Source organism: Frigoribacterium sp. UYMn621, from assembly GCF_040549525.1.
In the GTDB taxonomy this organism is placed as follows: Bacteria; Actinomycetota; Actinomycetes; order Actinomycetales; family Microbacteriaceae; genus Lacisediminihabitans.
In genome coordinates this window covers 46155-63598 of sequence record NZ_JBEPTM010000004.1, presented here as the reverse complement: position 1 = coordinate 63598, position 17444 = coordinate 46155, and the positions used below count along the sequence as shown (strand labels likewise).

General features: G+C 67.9%; 15 protein-coding genes and 1 pseudogene. 15 read left to right on the top strand and 1 reads right to left on the bottom strand.

Features of this window, described 5'->3' with window-relative positions; genetic code table 11:
• From ABIB54_RS08655 to ABIB54_RS08630, 6 genes are all read left to right on the top strand, one after another.
• The gene (locus tag ABIB54_RS08655) at nucleotides 1-1347 is read left to right on the top strand and encodes an extracellular solute-binding protein (RefSeq protein WP_354575122.1); all 1347 of its coding nucleotides are present in this window, start codon (nucleotides 1-3) and stop codon (nucleotides 1345-1347) included.
• 67 nt (nucleotides 1348-1414) lie between these two features.
• Nucleotides 1415-2305: a carbohydrate ABC transporter permease gene (locus ABIB54_RS08650; RefSeq protein ID WP_354575354.1), complete on the top strand. Its 891-nt coding sequence runs from the start codon at nucleotides 1415-1417 to the stop codon at nucleotides 2303-2305.
• The gene (locus tag ABIB54_RS08645; protein ID WP_354575121.1) at nucleotides 2302-3150 is read left to right on the top strand and encodes a carbohydrate ABC transporter permease; all 849 of its coding nucleotides are present in this window, start codon (nucleotides 2302-2304) and stop codon (nucleotides 3148-3150) included. Before ABIB54_RS08650 ends, ABIB54_RS08645 begins: the two co-directional genes overlap by 4 nt.
• A 10-nt stretch (nucleotides 3151-3160) precedes the next feature.
• Nucleotides 3161-4420, top strand: coding sequence for a 6-phospho-beta-glucosidase (locus tag ABIB54_RS08640; protein ID WP_354575120.1), 1260 nt, complete (start codon nucleotides 3161-3163; stop codon nucleotides 4418-4420).
• Nucleotides 4417-5424, top strand: a complete 1008-nt coding sequence (locus ABIB54_RS08635; protein WP_354575119.1) for an N-acetylglucosamine kinase — start codon at nucleotides 4417-4419, stop codon at nucleotides 5422-5424. The genes ABIB54_RS08640 and ABIB54_RS08635 overlap by 4 nt, the downstream gene beginning before the upstream one ends.
• Before the next feature lie 44 nt (nucleotides 5425-5468).
• A complete protein-coding gene (locus tag ABIB54_RS08630; protein ID WP_354575118.1) occupies nucleotides 5469-6629 on the top strand; it encodes a glycerate kinase in 1161 nt (386 codons plus the stop codon).
• Here ABIB54_RS08630 and ABIB54_RS08625 read toward each other — a convergent pair.
• The gene (locus tag ABIB54_RS08625; protein ID WP_354575117.1) at nucleotides 6614-8044 is read right to left on the bottom strand and encodes a helix-turn-helix domain-containing protein; all 1431 of its coding nucleotides are present in this window, start codon (nucleotides 8042-8044) and stop codon (nucleotides 6614-6616) included. The two genes, ABIB54_RS08630 and ABIB54_RS08625, sit on opposite strands and share 16 nt — an antisense overlap.
• Before the next feature lie 135 nt (nucleotides 8045-8179).
• Between ABIB54_RS08625 and ABIB54_RS08620 the strand changes: the two genes are divergently transcribed.
• The 9 genes and pseudogenes from ABIB54_RS08620 (at nucleotide 8180) to ABIB54_RS08580 (ending at nucleotide 17434) form a co-directional block, all read left to right on the top strand.
• The gene (locus tag ABIB54_RS08620; RefSeq protein ID WP_354575116.1) at nucleotides 8180-10039 is read left to right on the top strand and encodes a phosphoenolpyruvate carboxykinase (GTP); all 1860 of its coding nucleotides are present in this window, start codon (nucleotides 8180-8182) and stop codon (nucleotides 10037-10039) included.
• Between the two features lie 83 nt (nucleotides 10040-10122).
• Nucleotides 10123-10710: a sigma-70 family RNA polymerase sigma factor gene (locus ABIB54_RS08615; RefSeq protein WP_354575115.1), complete on the top strand. Its 588-nt coding sequence runs from the start codon at nucleotides 10123-10125 to the stop codon at nucleotides 10708-10710.
• A complete protein-coding gene (locus tag ABIB54_RS08610) occupies nucleotides 10694-11467 on the top strand; it encodes a hypothetical protein (protein ID WP_354575113.1) in 774 nt (257 codons plus the stop codon). Before ABIB54_RS08615 ends, ABIB54_RS08610 begins: the two co-directional genes overlap by 17 nt.
• 212 nt (nucleotides 11468-11679) lie before the next feature.
• Nucleotides 11680-13629, top strand: a complete 1950-nt coding sequence (locus ABIB54_RS08605) for a TPM domain-containing protein (protein ID WP_354575112.1) — start codon at nucleotides 11680-11682, stop codon at nucleotides 13627-13629.
• Nucleotides 13630-13685: 56 nt separating this feature from the next.
• Nucleotides 13686-14423 (top strand): PspA/IM30 family protein, encoded by a 738-nt coding sequence (locus ABIB54_RS08600; protein WP_354575111.1) that lies wholly within the window; start codon nucleotides 13686-13688, stop codon nucleotides 14421-14423.
• Between the two features lie 127 nt (nucleotides 14424-14550).
• Nucleotides 14551-15204: pseudogene (locus ABIB54_RS08595) on the top strand (NADPH-dependent F420 reductase); the annotation flags it as partial.
• Nucleotides 15205-15242: 38 nt separating this feature from the next.
• Nucleotides 15243-16064, top strand: coding sequence for an arginase family protein (locus ABIB54_RS08590; protein WP_354575109.1), 822 nt, complete (start codon nucleotides 15243-15245; stop codon nucleotides 16062-16064).
• Nucleotides 16065-16139: 75 nt separating this feature from the next.
• On the top strand, nucleotides 16140-16940 hold the full coding sequence (locus tag ABIB54_RS08585) for a crotonase/enoyl-CoA hydratase family protein (RefSeq protein WP_354575108.1): 801 nt from the start codon (nucleotides 16140-16142) through the stop codon (nucleotides 16938-16940).
• Complete coding sequence (locus ABIB54_RS08580; RefSeq protein WP_354575107.1) at nucleotides 16937-17434, top strand: peroxiredoxin; 498 nt, start codon at nucleotides 16937-16939, stop codon at nucleotides 17432-17434. The genes ABIB54_RS08585 and ABIB54_RS08580 overlap by 4 nt, the downstream gene beginning before the upstream one ends.
• Nucleotides 17435-17444: the final 10 nt, after the last annotated feature.

Sequence of the window (17444 nt, the reverse complement as noted above, 5' to 3'; positions counted from 1 at the left end):
ATGAACCGTCACTCCCCCACCCGTCGCGCTGCCTTCGTCTTAGCGATGTCGGCCGCCGTCGCACTGGTTGCGACCGGATGCTCTCCCGCTGCCACGAACTCCGCGATCGATGCCACAGCCCCGGCCAAACTCACCGGGACGGTGAGTTTCTGGCACTTCTTCTCGGATCGAGAGGCGAAGGTCGTGCAGTCGGTCGTTGACGATTTCGAGAAAGCGAACCCGGGTGTGAAGGTCGACGTGCACAGCGGCCAGGATGACGAGAAGCTGCAGAAGGCCATCGCCGCTGGCAACTCGGTCGACGTCGGACTCTCGTACTCCACCGACATCGTCGGCAACTTCTGCAGCAGCGGCGCATTCCGCGATCTCGGACCATACATCACCCGCGACAAGGTCGATCTCACGCAGTTCAGCACCACCGTGCGCAGTTACACGGAGTACAAGGGCACCCGCTGCAGCATGCCGGTGCTCGCCGACGACTACGGGCTCTACTACAACAAGAAACTCCTGGCCTCGGCGGGATACTCGGAACCGCCGAGGACCCTCAGCGAACTCGAGAAGATGGCGATCGCCCTCACCACGTACAACGCCGACGGGTCGATCAAGACCCTCGGGTTCAACCCGATGATGGGTTTCTACGAGAACGCCGCCTCGCACCTCGGCCCGCTGGCCGGCGCGACCTGGCTCAAGAAGAACGGCAACTCGGCCATAGGCGGGGATGCCGCCTGGACCGAGCTGATGACGTGGCAGAAGGGCTTCATCGATGCCATCGGGTACGACAAGGTCAACGCCTTCACCTCCGGGCTCGGTCAGGAGTTCTCCGCAGACAACGCCTTTCAGACCGGCCAGGTGGCCATGAACCTGGACGGGGAGTATCGCACCGCGTTCATCGACGACCAGACTCCGAACTTGGAGTACGGCACCGCGCCCCTTCCGACCGCCGATGACCACACCGAGCTCTACGGTGGCGGCTACATCACCGGCAATATCGCCGGAATCTCCAAGGGGGCGAAGAACCCCGAGGCAGCCTGGGCACTGCTCAAGTACCTCACCACCGACACCGGCGCGATCGTCAAGCTCTCCAATGGGCTCAAGAATGTGCCAACCACATCCGCGGCCCTCGCCTCCCCGGACCTCGAGGTCACCCCCCAGTTCAAGACCTTTCTGGACATCGCGGCCAACGAGCACTCGGGCACCACACCCCCGAGCCCCGTGGGTGCGGGCTACCAGCAGTCGTTCGAGGACTACTGGCACAAGTACCAGTCGGGATCGGGCACTGGCCTCGCCGCGGGCCTCGCGAAGGTGGACAAGGACATCGACGCCTCCATCGCCCTGACCGCCGGACCGTAGCGTGACGACCACCCCAGCGGCGCGACCCAGGATGCGCCGCCGACCAAGGCGATGGGCGGTGCTCGGGATGCTGGCGCCCGCCATCCTCGGGTTGCTGATCTTCTTCGTCTACCCGCTCATCGCCTCCGTGTACTACTCCTTCACGCGATTCGACCTGGTCTCGGCCCCCCAGTGGATCGGCCTGCGCAACTACGCCTACCTGTTCACCCAAGATCCGAATGTGTGGCAGGCGGCCGGGAACACGCTCTGGTTCGTGGTGATCCTGGTGCCCGTGCGCATCCTGACCGCCCTCGGGGTGGCCTGGCTCTTGGTACGGGCAAAGCAGGCATCCGGGTTCTGGCGCACGCTGTTCTACCTGCCCGCCCTGGTGCCACCGGTGGCCGCCGTCGTGGCCTTCGTGTTCCTGTTCAACCCGGGGACCGGGCCGGTGAACCTGATCCTGAAGGCAATCGGCATCCACGGACCGCTGTGGTTCAATGATCCGGCGTGGTCCAAGCCCTCGCTGCTGCTTCTCGGCGTGTGGGTGATGGGTGACGTGATGATCATCTTCCTCGCCTCTCTCCTCGACGTTCCGCAGGAGCTCTACGAGGCGGCGTCGCTTGATGGCGCGAAGAGCTGGCAGAAGGGCTGGTACGTCACACTGCCCGCTATCGTGCCCGTGCTCGTATTTTCCGTGGTCACCGGGGTCATCGCCGCCCTGCAGTACTTCACCGAGGCGGCGGTCGCGTCGAGCGTCGCCTCCGGTCGGGCGACCGTCGGCGAGGGCGGCGGAGCCACCATCGGCTACCCCGACAACTCACTGCTCACCTACACGGAATGGCTCTACGTGCGCGGCTTCAGCAACTACCAGCTCGGCTACGCCTCCGCGCTGGCGGTGGTGTTGTTCGCGGTCGCGAGCGTGGTGCTTCTCGTGCTGCTTCGCCGGGTGCGCGCCTTCACCCCGGAGGAGGCATCATGACCGTAGTCGCGGCCCCGCGCTCCCGCCGTCGGGTGCTGGCGTGGATCGGGGAACACGCGATCCTCGTCGCCATCGGGGTGCTGTTCATCGCCCCGATAGCCTTCGTGTTCCTCACCTCACTGATGTCAAACAAGCAGGCGCTTACCGCGTCGCTGATCCCCACCACCTGGCACTGGGAGAACTACGTCCGCGTGTTCCAGACGGTGCCGCTCGGGCAGTGGTTCGGCAATTCGGCGCTATACGCCGTGCTCGCGACGGGCTTCATGCTTGTCTCATCGGTGCCGGCCGCGTACGCGCTCGCACGCATCCGGTTCCGCGGATCGGGGGTGCTGTTCCTCTGCATCATCGTCGCGATGCTGTTGCCGCCTCAGGTGACCGCGATTCCGATCTATGTGATGTGGTCGCAACTGCATCTCACCGGCACGCTCTGGCCGCTCATCCTGCCGAATCTGCTCGGGGACGCGTTCTCGATCTTCCTGCTGCGCCAGTTCTTCCTCACCATCCCGAAGGAATACGCGGATGCCGCGCGGATCGACGGCTGCAGCGAGTGGGCCGTGTTGCTGCGGGTGATCGTCCCGATGGCGCGTCCCGGCATCGCCGCCGCGGGGCTCTTCATGTTCTTCAACTCGTGGAATGACTACTACGGACCACTGCTCTACACCTCCGAGAACCCGGCGGCCTGGCCGGTGGCGTACGGCTTGGCAAGCTTCCGCAGCGTTCACGGCACCGACTGGAGCATCACGATGACCATGACGATCCTCGTGTTGGTTCCCGTGGTCATCATCTTCTTCTTCGCACAGAAAATCTTCGTCGAGGGCATCACGCTCACCGGCGTCAAAGGTTAAGGAAAACAGCATGAAACTCACTGTCATCGGCGGGGCCTCCACCTACACGCCCGAGCTCATCGACGGCTTCGCGCGCCTTCGCGAGGTTCTGCCCATCGAGGAACTCTGGTTGGTGGATCCGGATGCGCACCGCCTCGAACTCGTCTCGGGTGTCTCGCGGCGCATGTTCGCCCGCGCCGGGCATCCGGGAGTCATCCACGCGACCTCGGATGTCGTCGCCGGGGTGGAGAACGCCGATGTCGTGCTGCTGCAGCTGCGCATCGGAGGACAGACCGCGCGTCATGGCGACGAGACCTGGCCGCACGAGGCCGGAGTGATCGGGCAGGAGACGACGGGACCGGGAGGCTTCGCAAAGGCCCTCCGCACGGTGCCGGTGGTGCTGGACATCGCCGAGAAAGTGCGAACCCACGCGAAACCGGACGCCTGGATCATCGACTTCACCAACCCGGTCGGCATCGTCACGCGAGCCCTTGTCGGGGCCGGCCACCGCGCCGTGGGACTCTGCAATGTCGCCATCGGTTTCCAGCGGCGATTCGCCGCGATGCTCGACGTGGACTTCCGCGAGGTGCGCCTCGACCATGTCGGCCTCAACCACCTCACCTGGGAGCGCGGCGTCACCGTCGGCGGCCGGGATGCACTGCCCGAACTGCTCGCCTCACGCCTCGGAGACCTCGCGGAAGAGGTGGAACTGCCACCGGAGCTCCTGTCGCTGCTGGGATCGGTGCCCTCCTACTACCTCCGCTATTTCTACAGTCATGACCAGGTCTTGCGGGAGCAGCTCGGCTCCCCCACCCGTGCGGAAGCGGTGATGGAGGTCGAGGCGCAACTGCTGAAGCTCTACGCCGACCCCCACGTCGACACCAAGCCGGCCATCCTCGAGAAACGTGGCGGCGCGTACTACTCCGAGGCGGCGGTGGACCTGATCGCATCCCTGGTCTCGGACCGGCGCGACGTGCAGGTGGTGAACATCCGCAATGACGGCGCCCTGCCGTTTTTGCCCGACGACCACGTGATCGAGGTGCCGGCGACGGTGGCCGCAGCGGGGCTCACGGCCCTGCCGATCGCCCCGCTCCCGGATGACCTGGCGGGCCTCATCGCGGACGTCGCAGGCTACGAACGGCTCGCTCTCGATGCTGCGCTGCACGGCGGCCGCGACCGTGTGCTGCGGGCGATGGTCGCCCATCCACTCGTGCGCCAGTTCGATCGCGCCGAGAAGCTCACCGACCTGCTGCTGGCCGAGAACAGCCGACATCTCGCGTGGACGCGATGAGCGCGGATGCGGGCGTCATCGTCGCCATCGATGGCGGCGGGTCGAAGACGGATGCCGTCGCGGTCGACCTCGAGGGCACCGTACGGGCACATGCCCGCGGCGCGGCCTCCAACCCGCAGACGCAGGGGCTCGGCGCGGCCGTCGCGGTGGTCGATTCCCTCGTCACTGAGGTGCTCCAGAGCTCAGGACTCCCCCTCGTCGGCACCGGTGTCTTCGTCTCCGGCCTCGACCTGGAGAGCGAGATCAAGATCTTTCGTGAGGCTGTCGCTCACCTTCCCTGGGCCTCGGTCGGCAGCCCCCTCGTCGACAACGACATGTTCGCCCTCCTGCGCACCGGCACCCAGCAGGCGGATGCCGTCGCCGTGATCTGCGGGACCGGCATCAACTGCGTCGGCGTGCGCGCCGACGGGGCCACTGCCCGATTCCCCGCTCTCGGCCCCATCTCCGGTGATTGGGGCGGCGGCTTCCAGCTGGGCGAGCAGGCCCTGTGGCATGCCGCCCGGGCGGCCGACGGCCGCGGGCCCGCCACACAGTTCAGCCGGTCCGTTCCTGATTTCTTCGGGCTGCCCGACATCCGGGCGGTGATCGAAGCGCTCCATTTCGCACGCCTCTCCGTGTCGAGCCTTGCGCTCCTCGCCCCCCTGGTCTTCGATGCCGCGGACAGCGGGGATGCGGCGGCCATGCTCATCCTCGACCGCCAGGCCGAGGAGATCGTGGCGCTCGCCGGTGCGGCCATCAGTCGACTGGAGTTGGATTCGCGTCCCGTTCCCGTGGTGCTCGGCGGCGGGGTGCTCGCCGCGGGACACGGGCCGTTTCTCGCCGCCATCGAGGAGAAGCTCAACCGGCGCAGTCCCCTCGCCCGGATATCCCTCGTGCGTGACCGGCCGATCGTCGGCGCCGCGCTGCTCACTCTCGAAGCCGCGGGCGCGACGGTCGAGGTCACCTCGACGGCGCACGCCGCGCTCGCGCTCGCCTTCGCCCGGCTGGATGAGGCAACACCCTGACAAACCCGCCCCGCTAACATCGGGAGCGTGACTGGCACTGTCGAATGAAGATCGTGATCGCGCCCGACTCGTTCAAGGGCTCTCTCGGTGCGCTCGATGTTGCCCGAGCGATCGCGGAGGGTTGGGCGTCGGTGCGCCCAGGGGACTCACTCACGCTGATCCCGCTGGCCGACGGGGGCGAGGGCACACTCGACGCTGTCGAAGCCTCCGTGCCGGGGGCGCGGCGACGCGACGCCGGTCCGGTGTCCGGTCCGGATGGAAGGCAGACCCCCGGAGCCTGGCTCTTGCTGCCGGACGGCACGGCCGTGGTCGAACTGGCGCAGATGTCGGGGATCCCGCTGATGCGAAGGCTCGATCCGCTCGGTGCATCGACGGAAGGGCTCGGTCAGGTGATCGGCAGCGCGCTGGCCTCTGGGGCATCGCGGCTCATCATCGGGTTGGGAGGGTCGGCCTCGACGGATGGGGCGGCCGGCGCTCTCTCCGCGCTCGGTCTTCGCTCCGACGGCACCCTCACCGCGGGTGGAGGCGCGCTCGCCTCGCTGGGCTCCCTCGACCGCTCGCAGCTCAGAGCGCCGCCGCCGGGCGGTGTCACGCTGTTGACGGATGTCTCGGCTCCCCTGCTCGGACCGACCGGCGCCGCCGCGGTCTTCGGGCCACAGAAGGGGGCCTCGCCAACGGAGGTCGCAGAGCTGGACGCGGCTCTCGCCCACTTCGCGCGGCTTCTCGGTGCTGACCTCCGCAGTGCAGATTCGTGCGGTTCCGAAGTTGCCACCGCCGACCGCCACGCTGCCGATCCCACACGACCGGGAATGGGCGCCGCGGGTGGCGCTGCTTACGGTTTCGCCGCGGCCTGGGGTGCCAGCATCGAGCCCGGCGCCGAGTACCTCTGCGCCCTCACGGGAGTGCCGGAAGCGGTAGCGGATGCGGATCTGCTGATCACCGGCGAGGGGCGCTTCGACGCGACATCCAGCACGGGAAAGCTCGTCGGCACTCTGATCGGTCTGGCGGGCGACCGTGGCGTGCCGGTCGCCGTGATCGCGGGGCAGCTCGCGGTGGCGCCGGTCGGTTCCGACGGCAGGGCGCTCTGGGCATCCGGGCTAGCGGATGTCGCGGGCTCGGCCGCGGCAGCGATGGCCGACCCCGCCCGCTGGCTGCGGGAGGCCGGAGCAGCCGCCGCCCGGGCCGCGGATCACTCCCCCGAGTGAGCCTCGAGAAAGGCGTAGAGCTCAGTGTCGTCGACGCCGGGGAACGTGCCGGAGGGCAGCGGCGCCAGGATGTGAGCGTGCAGCTTCGCGCTCGGCCACGCCTGGTGCGCCCACCGCTTCGACAACTCCGTGTCGGGGCGCCGGCAACAATTCGCGTCGGGGCAGCGTGAGGTCACCCGATTGGTCGTGTCCCGCCCACGGAACCATTTCGCATCGGCGAATGGCACCCCGAAGGTGATGGAGAACTCCTCGTTGCTCGCGGTGCCGGTCTGGGTCGAACACCAGTAGGTGCCGGTGGGGGTATCGGTGTACTGGTAGAACTCGTTGGTGCGGTTGGGGCGCCAGAACGCGGTGCGGGCGCTCCAGTGGCGGCACACCAGCTGGCCCTCGGTCGAGCCCGTGATATCCGTCGGCAGTTGCAATCCGTCGTTCTCGTAGCCCTTGTAGAGCGCGCCGTCTTCGCCGACCCGCAGGAAGTGCACCGGCATCCCCAGGTGTGTCGTCGCGAGGTTGGTGAATCGCAGTGCGGCCGCTTCGTGGGTGACGCCGAAGGCATCCCGGAAGTCCTCGACCGCGAGGTTGCGCTCCGCCTTCGCCCGGTTGAGGAACTCCACCGACTGGGTGAGAGGCATGAGACAGGCCGCCGCGAAGTAGTTGATCTCCAGCCGCTGGCGAAGGAATTCGGCGTAGCTCTCGGGTTCCTGATGCCCGAGCAGACGGTGCGCGAGCGCTTGGAGCGCCATCGAGCGCAGCCCGTGCCCGCCGGGGATCGACGCGGGGGGCAGGTAGATCCGCCCGTTGGCGAGGTCGGTGACGGAACGCGTGGAGTGCGGAAGGTCATTCACGAAGATCAACTCGAAGCCCAGCTTCTTCGCCATGAGGTTGACGGCGCGATGGGTGAGCGCGCCGCCGACGTAGCCGACGCCGCGAACCGCCTCCTCGGCGAGCTCTTCGATCTCCGGCATGTAGTTGTCTCTGGTACGCATGGATTGCCGCAGCTCGGTGTTCGCCCGCCGGGCCTCCTCCGGGGTGGCGATCGCCTCGCGTGCGCGACGGGCGAGCTCGCGATGAAGTCCGACAAGAGACTGGAGCGTCTCCTCCGGCATCGTGCGGGAGGGACGGATGGCCGGAAGCCCGAGCCCCTGGTAGACGGCCGCCTTCTGCATCCGGTCCAGTTCGATCTCGAGTGCGGCGCGCGGCGTCGGGGGGGCGTCGTCGAGCAGTTGGGACACCGGGATGCCGACGGTGCCGGCGATCCCCTGCAGCAGGGAGAGCCGGGGTTCGCGACGCCCGTTCTCCATCAGGGAGAGCTGGCTGCCCGCGATGCCGACCCGCTCCCCGAGTTGGTCGAGGGTGAGCCCCGCTTCGTTGCGGAAATGTCGGATGCGCTGGCCCAGCGTCGCAAGATCGGTCATGCATTTGATACTAGTGAAAGATTGCCCATTCTTACCAGCTGTTTCGCTAGAAATCACGGAGAAAGCCGCGCAATCTTGTTTCAGGGCCGGAATTTTCGGCCACCCAGCCCGGCCCTCAGACGAAACGGACGAGACATGACCATCACCTCAGCCCGACCGACCTCCCTTCCCACCACGCCGGACGCCGCCGGCGCGGTGCCGATGAACGCCGATTCCCGTGTCGTCGCGTGGGTCGCGTCGATCGCCGCGATCACCACCCCGGATGCCGTCGTCTGGTGCGACGGATCGCTCGCCGAGAACGACCGCCTCACCCACCTGATGGTCGACTCCGGAACCCTCCTGCGCCTCAATGCCGAGCACCGCCCCAACAGCTTCCTCGCCCGCAGCGACCCGAGCGATGTCGCTCGCGTCGAGGCCCGCACCTTCATCTGCTCGGAAACCGAGGATGCCGCCGGACCGACCAACAACTGGCGCGAGCCCGCCGAGATGCGTGCGACGCTCGCCGGGCTGTTCTCCGGCAGCATGCGCGGCCGCACGATGTACGTCGTGCCGTTCTCGATGGGTCCCCTCGGCAGCCCGCTCGCCAAGCTGGGCGTGCAGCTCACCGACTCCCCCTACGTCGTCGTCAGCACCCGCATCATGACTCGGATGGGAGCGGACGCCCTTGCGCTGATCGGCCCGGACACCGAGTGGGTTCCCGCGGTTCACAGCGTCGGAGCTCCCCTCGTCGACGGCGCGAAAGACGTGCCGTGGCCCTGCAACGAGACCAAGTACATCTCCCACTTCCCGGAGACCCGAGAAATCTGGTCGTACGGCTCGGCCTACGGCGGAAATGCCCTGCTCGCGAAGAAGTCCTTCGCCCTCCGGATCGCCTCCGTGCTCGCCAGGGACGAGGGTTGGCTCGCCGAACACATGCTGATCCTCAAGGTGACCAACCCGCGTGGCAAGGCCTTCCACGTCGTCGCCGCGTTCCCCTCCGCCTGCGGTAAGACGAATCTCGCGATGCTCAAGCCGTCGATCCCCGGCTGGAAGGTCGAGACGATCGGGGACGACATCGCCTGGCTGCGTCCCGGCCCCGACGGCCGTCTGCGGGCCATCAACCCGGAGGCCGGGTTCTTCGGCGTCGCTCCCGGCACCGGGCGTGGCACGAACGAGACGGCCATCGACACGCTCTGGGGCAACACCATCTTCACCAACGTCGCCCTCCGAGAAGACGGCGACGTGTGGTGGGAAGGGCTGAGCGCCAAGGCTCCCGACAACCTGGTCGACTGGCAGGGCAAGGCGTGGAACGCGGCATCCGGATCCCCGGCCGCCCACCCCAACTCCCGCTTCACCGTGGCTGCAGCCCAGTGCCCGGCGATCGCCGACGACTGGGACGACCCGGAGGGTGTCGTCATCGACGCCATCATCTTCGGGGGACGCCGCGCCACCAACGTGCCGCTGGTCACCGAGGCTCGGGGCTGGGAGCACGGCGTGTTCGTCGGGGCCACCGTCTCCTCCGAGCGCACCGCCGCGGCCGAGGGCACCGTCGGAGAGCTGCGACGCGACCCCTTCGCGATGATGCCGTTCTGCGGCTACAACATGGCCGACCACTGGTCGCACTGGCTCGACATCGGCAAGACTCTCGGAGCGAAGGCGCCCAAGATCTTCCAGGTGAACTGGTTCCGCAAGGATGCCGACGGGTCGTTCCTCTGGCCCGGTTTCGCCGAGAACTCCCGGGTTCTCGAATGGATCCTCGAGCGTGTCGACGCGCGCGTCCCGGCTCTCGACACCCCTCTCGGCTGGAAGCCTGTCGACGGCGGACTCAACCTCGACGGAATCGACGTGAGCCGCAGCGATCTCGCCCAGCTCTTCGACGTGGATCCGGACGCCTGGTTCGCCGAACTCGACGCGACAGAGCAGTTCTTCGCCACCTTCGGGGATCGACTGCCGGAGAGCCTCACGAACCAGCTCACCGACATCCGCCGCCGCCTCAAGCTGTCCATCGAGAACTGATCGGCACGCGGTCACAACGTTTTCTCCCCCTCGTGCGTCTCAGAAGGTAGACACTCTTTGAGAAGACGCGCGAGGGGAACCGGATGGCCGCGGCAACACCACAGGATCAGCCGGCTTACGGCGGCTGGCAATCGGTCGTGCAGTCGCTCGTGGCCGAGCGGGGCGACGCCCTCACGCGGTACGCCTGGCTGATCAGCGGCAGCCCGGACGACGCGGCAGACCTGGTGCAGGATGCCCTGGTCAAGACCTTCGGCCGCCTGCGCAACGGCTTCACGGTTTCGAGCGCCGAAGCCTATGTGCGTCGGGCCATCCTCAACACCTGGCTCGACAGGGGGCGCCGCACCACCCGCTGGCGCCGCATCGCGCACCTCGCCGCCGTGCCAGAGGCCCAGGAGTCCACCGCTCCCGCCACCGACAGCCGCATCGACCTCACGGCTGAGCTGGCGCGGCTCAGCCCGCGGGAGCGGGCCTGCATCGTGCTGCGCTACTACGAAGACCTCAAGGTCGACGACATCGCCGAGTGGCTCGGCATCTCCTCCGGCGCGGTGAAGCGCTATCTCAGCAACGGCTTGGCCAAGATGGCCGTCTCGCTCTCCGACGAACCCGGCCCCGCCGCATCCACTCCGCAATCCACCAACCCACAGGGAGCGATCCATGTCCACAGAATCTGACCTGAAGAAGATGTTCGCCGAGGCCGGCCCCTCCCTCGGCACAGTCGACCTCTCGCGCGTGCTCCGCCGCAGCTCTCGTCGCCGCGTCGCGCAGCAGTTCGCGGTCGGCAGCGCCACGACCCTCGCGGTGGCGGGCATCGGGGTCGCCGGGTTCACCGGCATCCGTGGTCTCATGCCATCGTTCAGCTCGGGGTCGGCCACCAGCGCCAGCGCACCGGAGACGAGGGGCGACTCCCCCCTCGGGAGCTCCGCCACCGATGGCGGGCTCACACGCGCTCCCGCCGACAGGATCAACCTCTGTGGCGGCACTCTCGCCGATGTCGCCCCGAATGCCGATGGCCTCGTTCTCACGACCCGTTTCGAACCGGCGGATGCCTCCGCCGATCGCGTCTCCGGCACGGTGACCCTCACCAACACCGGCACCGAGCACATCACCGGCACGACTGCCGCGAGCCCGGCCATCACTCTCTCCCGGGACGGGGTCGTGCTGTGGCACAGCAACGGTGCCATGATCGCGATGGCCGCCCTCGTCGACCTCGCGCCCGGGGCATCCCTGACCTACCCGGCATCGTTCGTGCCGGTCACCTGCTCGGCAGAAGACGACAGCGCCGGGAGTTTTCGCGACGACCTCCCCCATCTCGCACCGGGCGACTACCGGGTGTCCGCAGCCCTCGACCTCAGCCGCCAGGCCGCGGATGGCTCCTTCCTCGGCACCGACCTGGTGACCGGGCCGACCTCGCCGGTGATCCTGCGATAACCGTCCTTCATTCGCTGAGGGGGATTCAGTAGAATCGCAGGCGACAGCGCCATCGTCATCCCCCGCGGTCGAAGGAGTCTGCCATTCGCGTCACCGTCACGACCCGGGTCTCCCGGCTGGCCGCCGCGCTCGCGATCGCCCTGGTCGCCGCCCTGGCGGCGCCGCTGAGCGCCCAGGCCCAGTCACCGGTCGATCTCGGCGGAGCCTACGTCGTGGACACCGTCAATGCGGTCGCGTCCCGCGGATCCGAGATCACCGCGGCGACCGACGCGCTCTACGCTGCGACGAAACTCCAGCTCTTCGTGGTCTACGTCGACAGTTTCACCGGAGTTTCCGACAAGACCACCTGGGCGTCGAGTGTCGCAAAGAAGAACGGACTCGGCGCGAACGACATCCTGCTTGCGGTGGCCACGGTGGATCGCAACTATTCGATCTCCTACGGAGCGTCGGCCCCGGACCCGTCCACCACGGATGCCGTTGAGACTAACGACATCATCCCGGCGCTGAAGAAGAGCGACTGGGTGGGTGCCGCCGTGGCCGCAGCGAAGGGATATGCGGGAGATACCGGCGGTGTGTCCGGCGGTGGCACCGGCGGGAGCACCGGCGGTGGGTCCGACACCAACGCACCGGGCACCCCCGCCGACTCCGGCGGCGGTTCCGTGCTTCCCCTCGTGATCCTGCTCATCCTGCTGGCCCTCGTCGTGCTCGGGATCGTGTTCTTCGTGAGGTCGCGACGCCGCAGCGCGGGCGGTGCGGCATCCGCTCCCGCCGGTCCGAGCCAGGAGGAGCTCGACCAGAAGGCCGGCAGTCTTCTCGTGCAGCTCGACGATTCGCTGAAGACGAGCGAACAGGAGCTCGGTTTCGCCATCGCCCAGTTCGGCACCGAAGTGACGACACCGTTCAGCGCCACTCTCGCGACCGCGAAATCCCAGGTGGCCGAGGCTTTCACCCTGCGCCAGAAGCTCGATGACTCCGTGCCGGAGACGCCGCAACAGAAGCGGCAGATGACCTCCCGCATCATCGAACTCTGCCAAGCCGCGGACGCGGAACTCGATGCCCAGGCTGACGCCTTCGACGACCTGCGCAAGCTCGAACAGACCGCGCCGCTGGCGCTGGAGAGCGTGGTGACGGATGCCGAGGCGGTGTCGACGCGGCTCGTGACGGCGCGCGCGACTCTCAGCAGCCTGCAGGCGACTTTTTCGGCGGCGGCGCTGTCCTCGATCATCGGCAATCCCGACCAGGTGGCCAAACTCCTCGAGTTTGTCGGCACCGCCGGATCGACGGCGAAGGCCGCGATCGCCAGTGGAGACTCCGGTGCCGCGGCGATCAATGTGCGCGCGGCCCAGGCCAGTATCGGCCAGACCACCCAGCTGCTCGACGCGATCGATACTCTCGCGTCCAGTCTCACGGATGCCCGAAGCAAGCTCGCCGCCGCGGTCGCAGACACCCAGCAGGACCTCGTCACCGCGCGCGCCCTGCCGGCCACGGCATCCGGCTCCCTCAGCCAGCCGGTAGCGGCCGCCGAAGCCGCGCTGGCCGCTGCCACCTCCGGAGCCGGCCCCGCCGATCCGCTGTCGAGTCTCGCCTCGCTCACCACCGCGAACGCGGCGCTCGACCGGGTGCTCGACGCCGTGCGGGACCAACAGCAGAAGGTGCAGTCCGCGACCGCGCAGCTGCCGACCGCCATGAGCGCGGCATCCAGCCAGATCTCGGCGGCCAACGACTTCATCACGACCCGCCGTGGCGGGGTCGGCAGCACCGCCCGAACCCGGGTCTCAGAAGCGACCCGCCATCTCGAAGCCGCCGTCGGCCTCGCGCCCTCAGACCCGGTGACGGCGCTCGCTGAGGCGGCGGCGGCCCAGTCCCTTGCGGCGCAGGCGCTCTCCCTCGCTCAGAACGATGTCGACTCCGCAGGCAGAGCTGGTCTGGGTGGCGGCCCGGGGGGAAGCTTCGGTGGCGGCCTCGGCGGCGCCATCCTCGGCGGCCTCATCGGGGGCATGCTCAGCGGTGGAGGCGGTCGAGGCAACAGCGGCGGCATCTTCGGCGGTGGAGGCATGGGCGGCTTCGGCGGCTTTGGCGGCTTCGGCGGCAGCTCACGGAGCTCCGGTGGCTCCTTCGGCGGCGGCGGGGGCGGCGGCCGCTCGAGTGGCGGCCGGTTCTAAGGCCTATCGCTTCATCCAGATATCCGGATTCGCAATGCACAACGAAAGGAAACACCATGGCAAAGCAGTCAATTCTCGGACGCATCGCTCAGATGGCCAAGGCCAACATCAATGCGCTGCTCGATTCGGCCGAAGACCCGAAGATGATGCTCGACCAGATGGTCCGTGACTACACGAGCAGCATCTCCGAGGCGGAGAGCGCGGTGGCCCAGACCATCGGAAACCTCCGCCTGCTCGAACAGGATCACGCGGAAGACATCGACAATGCCGCGGACTGGGGCCGCAAGGCGCTGGCGGCGAGCAAGAAGGGCGACGAACTGCGCGCCGCGGGCAATGCCGCAGACGCCGACAAATTCGACAACCTCGCGAAGGTGGCGCTCGGGCGCCAGATGGCCTCCGAGAAGGAAGCGAAGGACGCCGAGCCGACCATCGCGTCCCAGACCGCGGTCGTCGACCAGCTCAAACGCGGCCTCGATGCCATGCGCACCAAGCTGAGCCAGCTGTCGTCGAAGCGCGACGAGCTCATCGCCCGGTCGAAGACCGTTGAGGCTCAGACCCAGGTGCAGGATGCGGTCAAGTCGATCGACCTCACCGACCCCACGAGCGAGATCAGCCGCTTCGAAGACAAGATCCGTCGCCAGGAGGCGACAGTCCTCGGCCGCCAGGAACTCGCCGCCTCGAGCCTCGATGCCCAGTTCGAGCAGTTGGATGCCTCGGATGACTCCGTGGAGCTCGACGCCAGGCTCGCCGCCCTCAAGGCCGGTGCCCCGGCTCCCTCGGCGATCGAGCAGTAGCCCTCGCCGGTCGAGCGGGAAGCGCCGCCGACCCGTATCGAGACTCCCTATCGCGTCTCGATACGGTCGGCGGGGCGGGCTCCCCGACGAACCGTGGTCTCGTGGGAACAATTCCTCCCCCTCCCCGGTTACTTCACACATGACAACTATTGGAATCATCGGAGCAGGAAACATCGGCAGCCAGGTCGCCCGCAAGGCGGTCGAGAACGGCTACGACGTCGTCATCAGCAATTCACGGGGACCTGAGACCCTGACGGAACTCGTGGCAGAGCTCGGGCCGAAGGCCACGGCCGGCACCGCCATCCAGGCCGCCGAGGCCGCGGATGTCGCCGTCGTCACCGTGCCACTCAAGGCCTACGCAGACGTGCCCGTCGAGCCGCTCGCCGGCAAGATCGTGGTCGACACCAACAACTACTACTTCGAGCGCGACGGTCACATCGACGCCCTCGACGCGGGCGCGACGACCGTCAGCGGCATGCTGCAGGAGCACCTGCCCACCTCCCGGGTGGCGAAGGGCTTCAACCACATCACCGCAGCGGACATCACCGCGGATGGCTTCCCCCAGGGCGACCCGAAGCGACGTGCCCTCGCCACGTCTTCCGACTTCGCGGATGCCTCGGACTTCGTGACCAAGCTCTACGACGAATTCGGCTTCGACACCGTGAACATCGGCCCGCTCTCCGAGAGCTGGCGCGTCGAGCGCGACCGCCCGGCCTACGGCAGCCGCCAGACCGTCCCCGAGCTCGAGGCCAACCTGGCGAAGGCACCCCGCACGATCTGATCACTCCTTCTTCACCCGGTGGCGGCCATACTTGACAGGTGGCCGCCACTTTTCTCGTTGTCCCCCAATGGCAAGGCTCGGGTTCGTCCCGTGCCATGAGGCTCGCGGAGGGTGCGTTGGCGATCAGCGGCGACCTGCCGGTCTCGGCAACCGTCCTCGTCGAGGTGCCCTCCGAAGCCGGCACCGACGAGGGCAGCGAGGTTCTGCGCCTGAGCTCGCTCCGCCAGGTCCGTGACACCCAGCTGGCCGCGCTCGCCACCGTGTCCGGCCTGGCGATCACGATCGGCGGAGACTGCGGAGTCGACCTCGCTTCCATCCACCATGCCGGATCACGCCATGAGGACATGGCGGTGGTCTGGATCGACGCCCACGCCGACCTCAACACCCCGGAGGAGTCTCCGTCGCGAGCCTTTCACGGCATGGTGCTTCGTACTCTCCTCGGCGATGGGCCGGTGGCGCTGGTGCCCGACTCGCCGGTCTCGCCGAAGCGCGTGATCCTCGCCGGCACGCGCGCGCTGGATGACGGCGAACTCGCCTACATCGAGTCCGCGGGTATCCCGGTCATCGCTCCGGAGGCCCTCGACGCGCACTCGATCACCGCCGCCCTGGTAGCGAGCGGCGCGACCTCTGTCTACCTCCACGTGGACCTCGACGTGCTCGACCCGGCCGAATTCGGCTCTCTCGGCTACCCGGAGCCGTTCGGCGTCTCCCTCTCCACTCTGCTCTCGGTGATCGCCGCGGCCAAGGCGGCTCTTCCGCTGGCCGGAGCCGCGGTCACCGAGTTCGCACCGGCGTCGGCGGATGATGCGGCCGACGATCTCGGCAGCATCCTGCGCATCATCGGAGCGCTCGCGAGCTGAGCCCCGCCCTGTCGGCACAGCACCTAGCATTGAGCAACGGCCGATCGAAGCCGACCGCGTTCCGAAGGGCCAGCGATGACCGACACCACCCCCGAATCACACCGAATCACGGTGGAGCGCGACGGGCACGTGCTCCTCATCGGCTTCAACCGGCCGGAAAAACGCAATGCAGCCGATTTCGCCCTGCTGCAGGAACTCGCTCTCGCCTACGGCGAGCTCGAGCGTGATCCGGAGCTGCGGGCCGGATTCGTCTTCGCCCACGGAGACCATTTCACCGGCGGTCTGGATCTCGCCGACGTCGCGCCTCGAATCGGAGCAGACGGCCTGCACACGGTTCCCGAGGGGGGAATCGATCCCTGGCAGGTCTCCGGCCGGCAGCTCGGCAAGCCCGTGGTCATCGCCGTTCAGGGCACCTGCCTCACCCTCGGAATCGAACTGATGCTCGCAAGCGACATGGCGGTGGCCGCGGCATCCACCCGGTTCGGGCAGATCGAGGTCGCCCGAGGAATCCTGCCCTTCGGCGGCGCGACGATCCGCTTTCCTCGCGCGGTCGGCTGGGGCAACGCGATGCGCTGGATTCTCACCGGTGACCATTTTGACGCGGCGGAGGCACATCGCATCGGCCTGGTGCAGGAGGTCGTGCCGGACGGCACACAGTACGACCGCGGGCTCGAACTCGCCCAGCGCATCGCCGCTCAGGCCCCGCTCGCGGTGCAGGCCGCGCTCGCCAACGCACGACTCGCGCTGCGCGAGGGCGATGCCGCGGCCGCCGCCGCACTCCAGCCGGAACTCGTACGACTCGTGCAGAGTGAGGATGCCGCGATCGGCATGACGGCGTTCGTCACGCGCACGACGGCAGAATTCGTCGGTCGGTGAGGGAGCTCAGCCGGCTTCCCGCGCTGAGCCTGCGGGCGACCTTCGGGTCGAATGTCGACCTCTCCGCCCTCAGCGGTCGCACCGTGCTCTACGTCTACCCGCGCACCGGCCGCCCCGGCACCGAAGCGCCAGCGGGCTGGGACGTGATCCCGGGTGCGCGCGGCTGCACGCCGGAGGCCTGTTCGTTCCGCGACCACTTCGCCGAGCTTCGAGCGGCGGGAGTAACCCGGGTCTTCGGGGTGTCGACCCAGGATTCCGACTTCCAGTCCGAAGCCGTGGAGCGCCTGCACCTGCCCTTCGCCATGCTCTCGGATCCCGGGCTCCTCCTTGCGGACGCCCTCGACCTGCCGACCTTCGTCGCGGGCGCAGAAACTTTCTACCGTCGCTTGACGATCATCGCTAACGGGTCGACCATCGAAAGGGTCTTCTTCCCCGTCGACGACCCCCAGAATCACGCCTCGGAAATCGTCACGTGGCTCGGATCCCGCGAATAGAAACCACCCT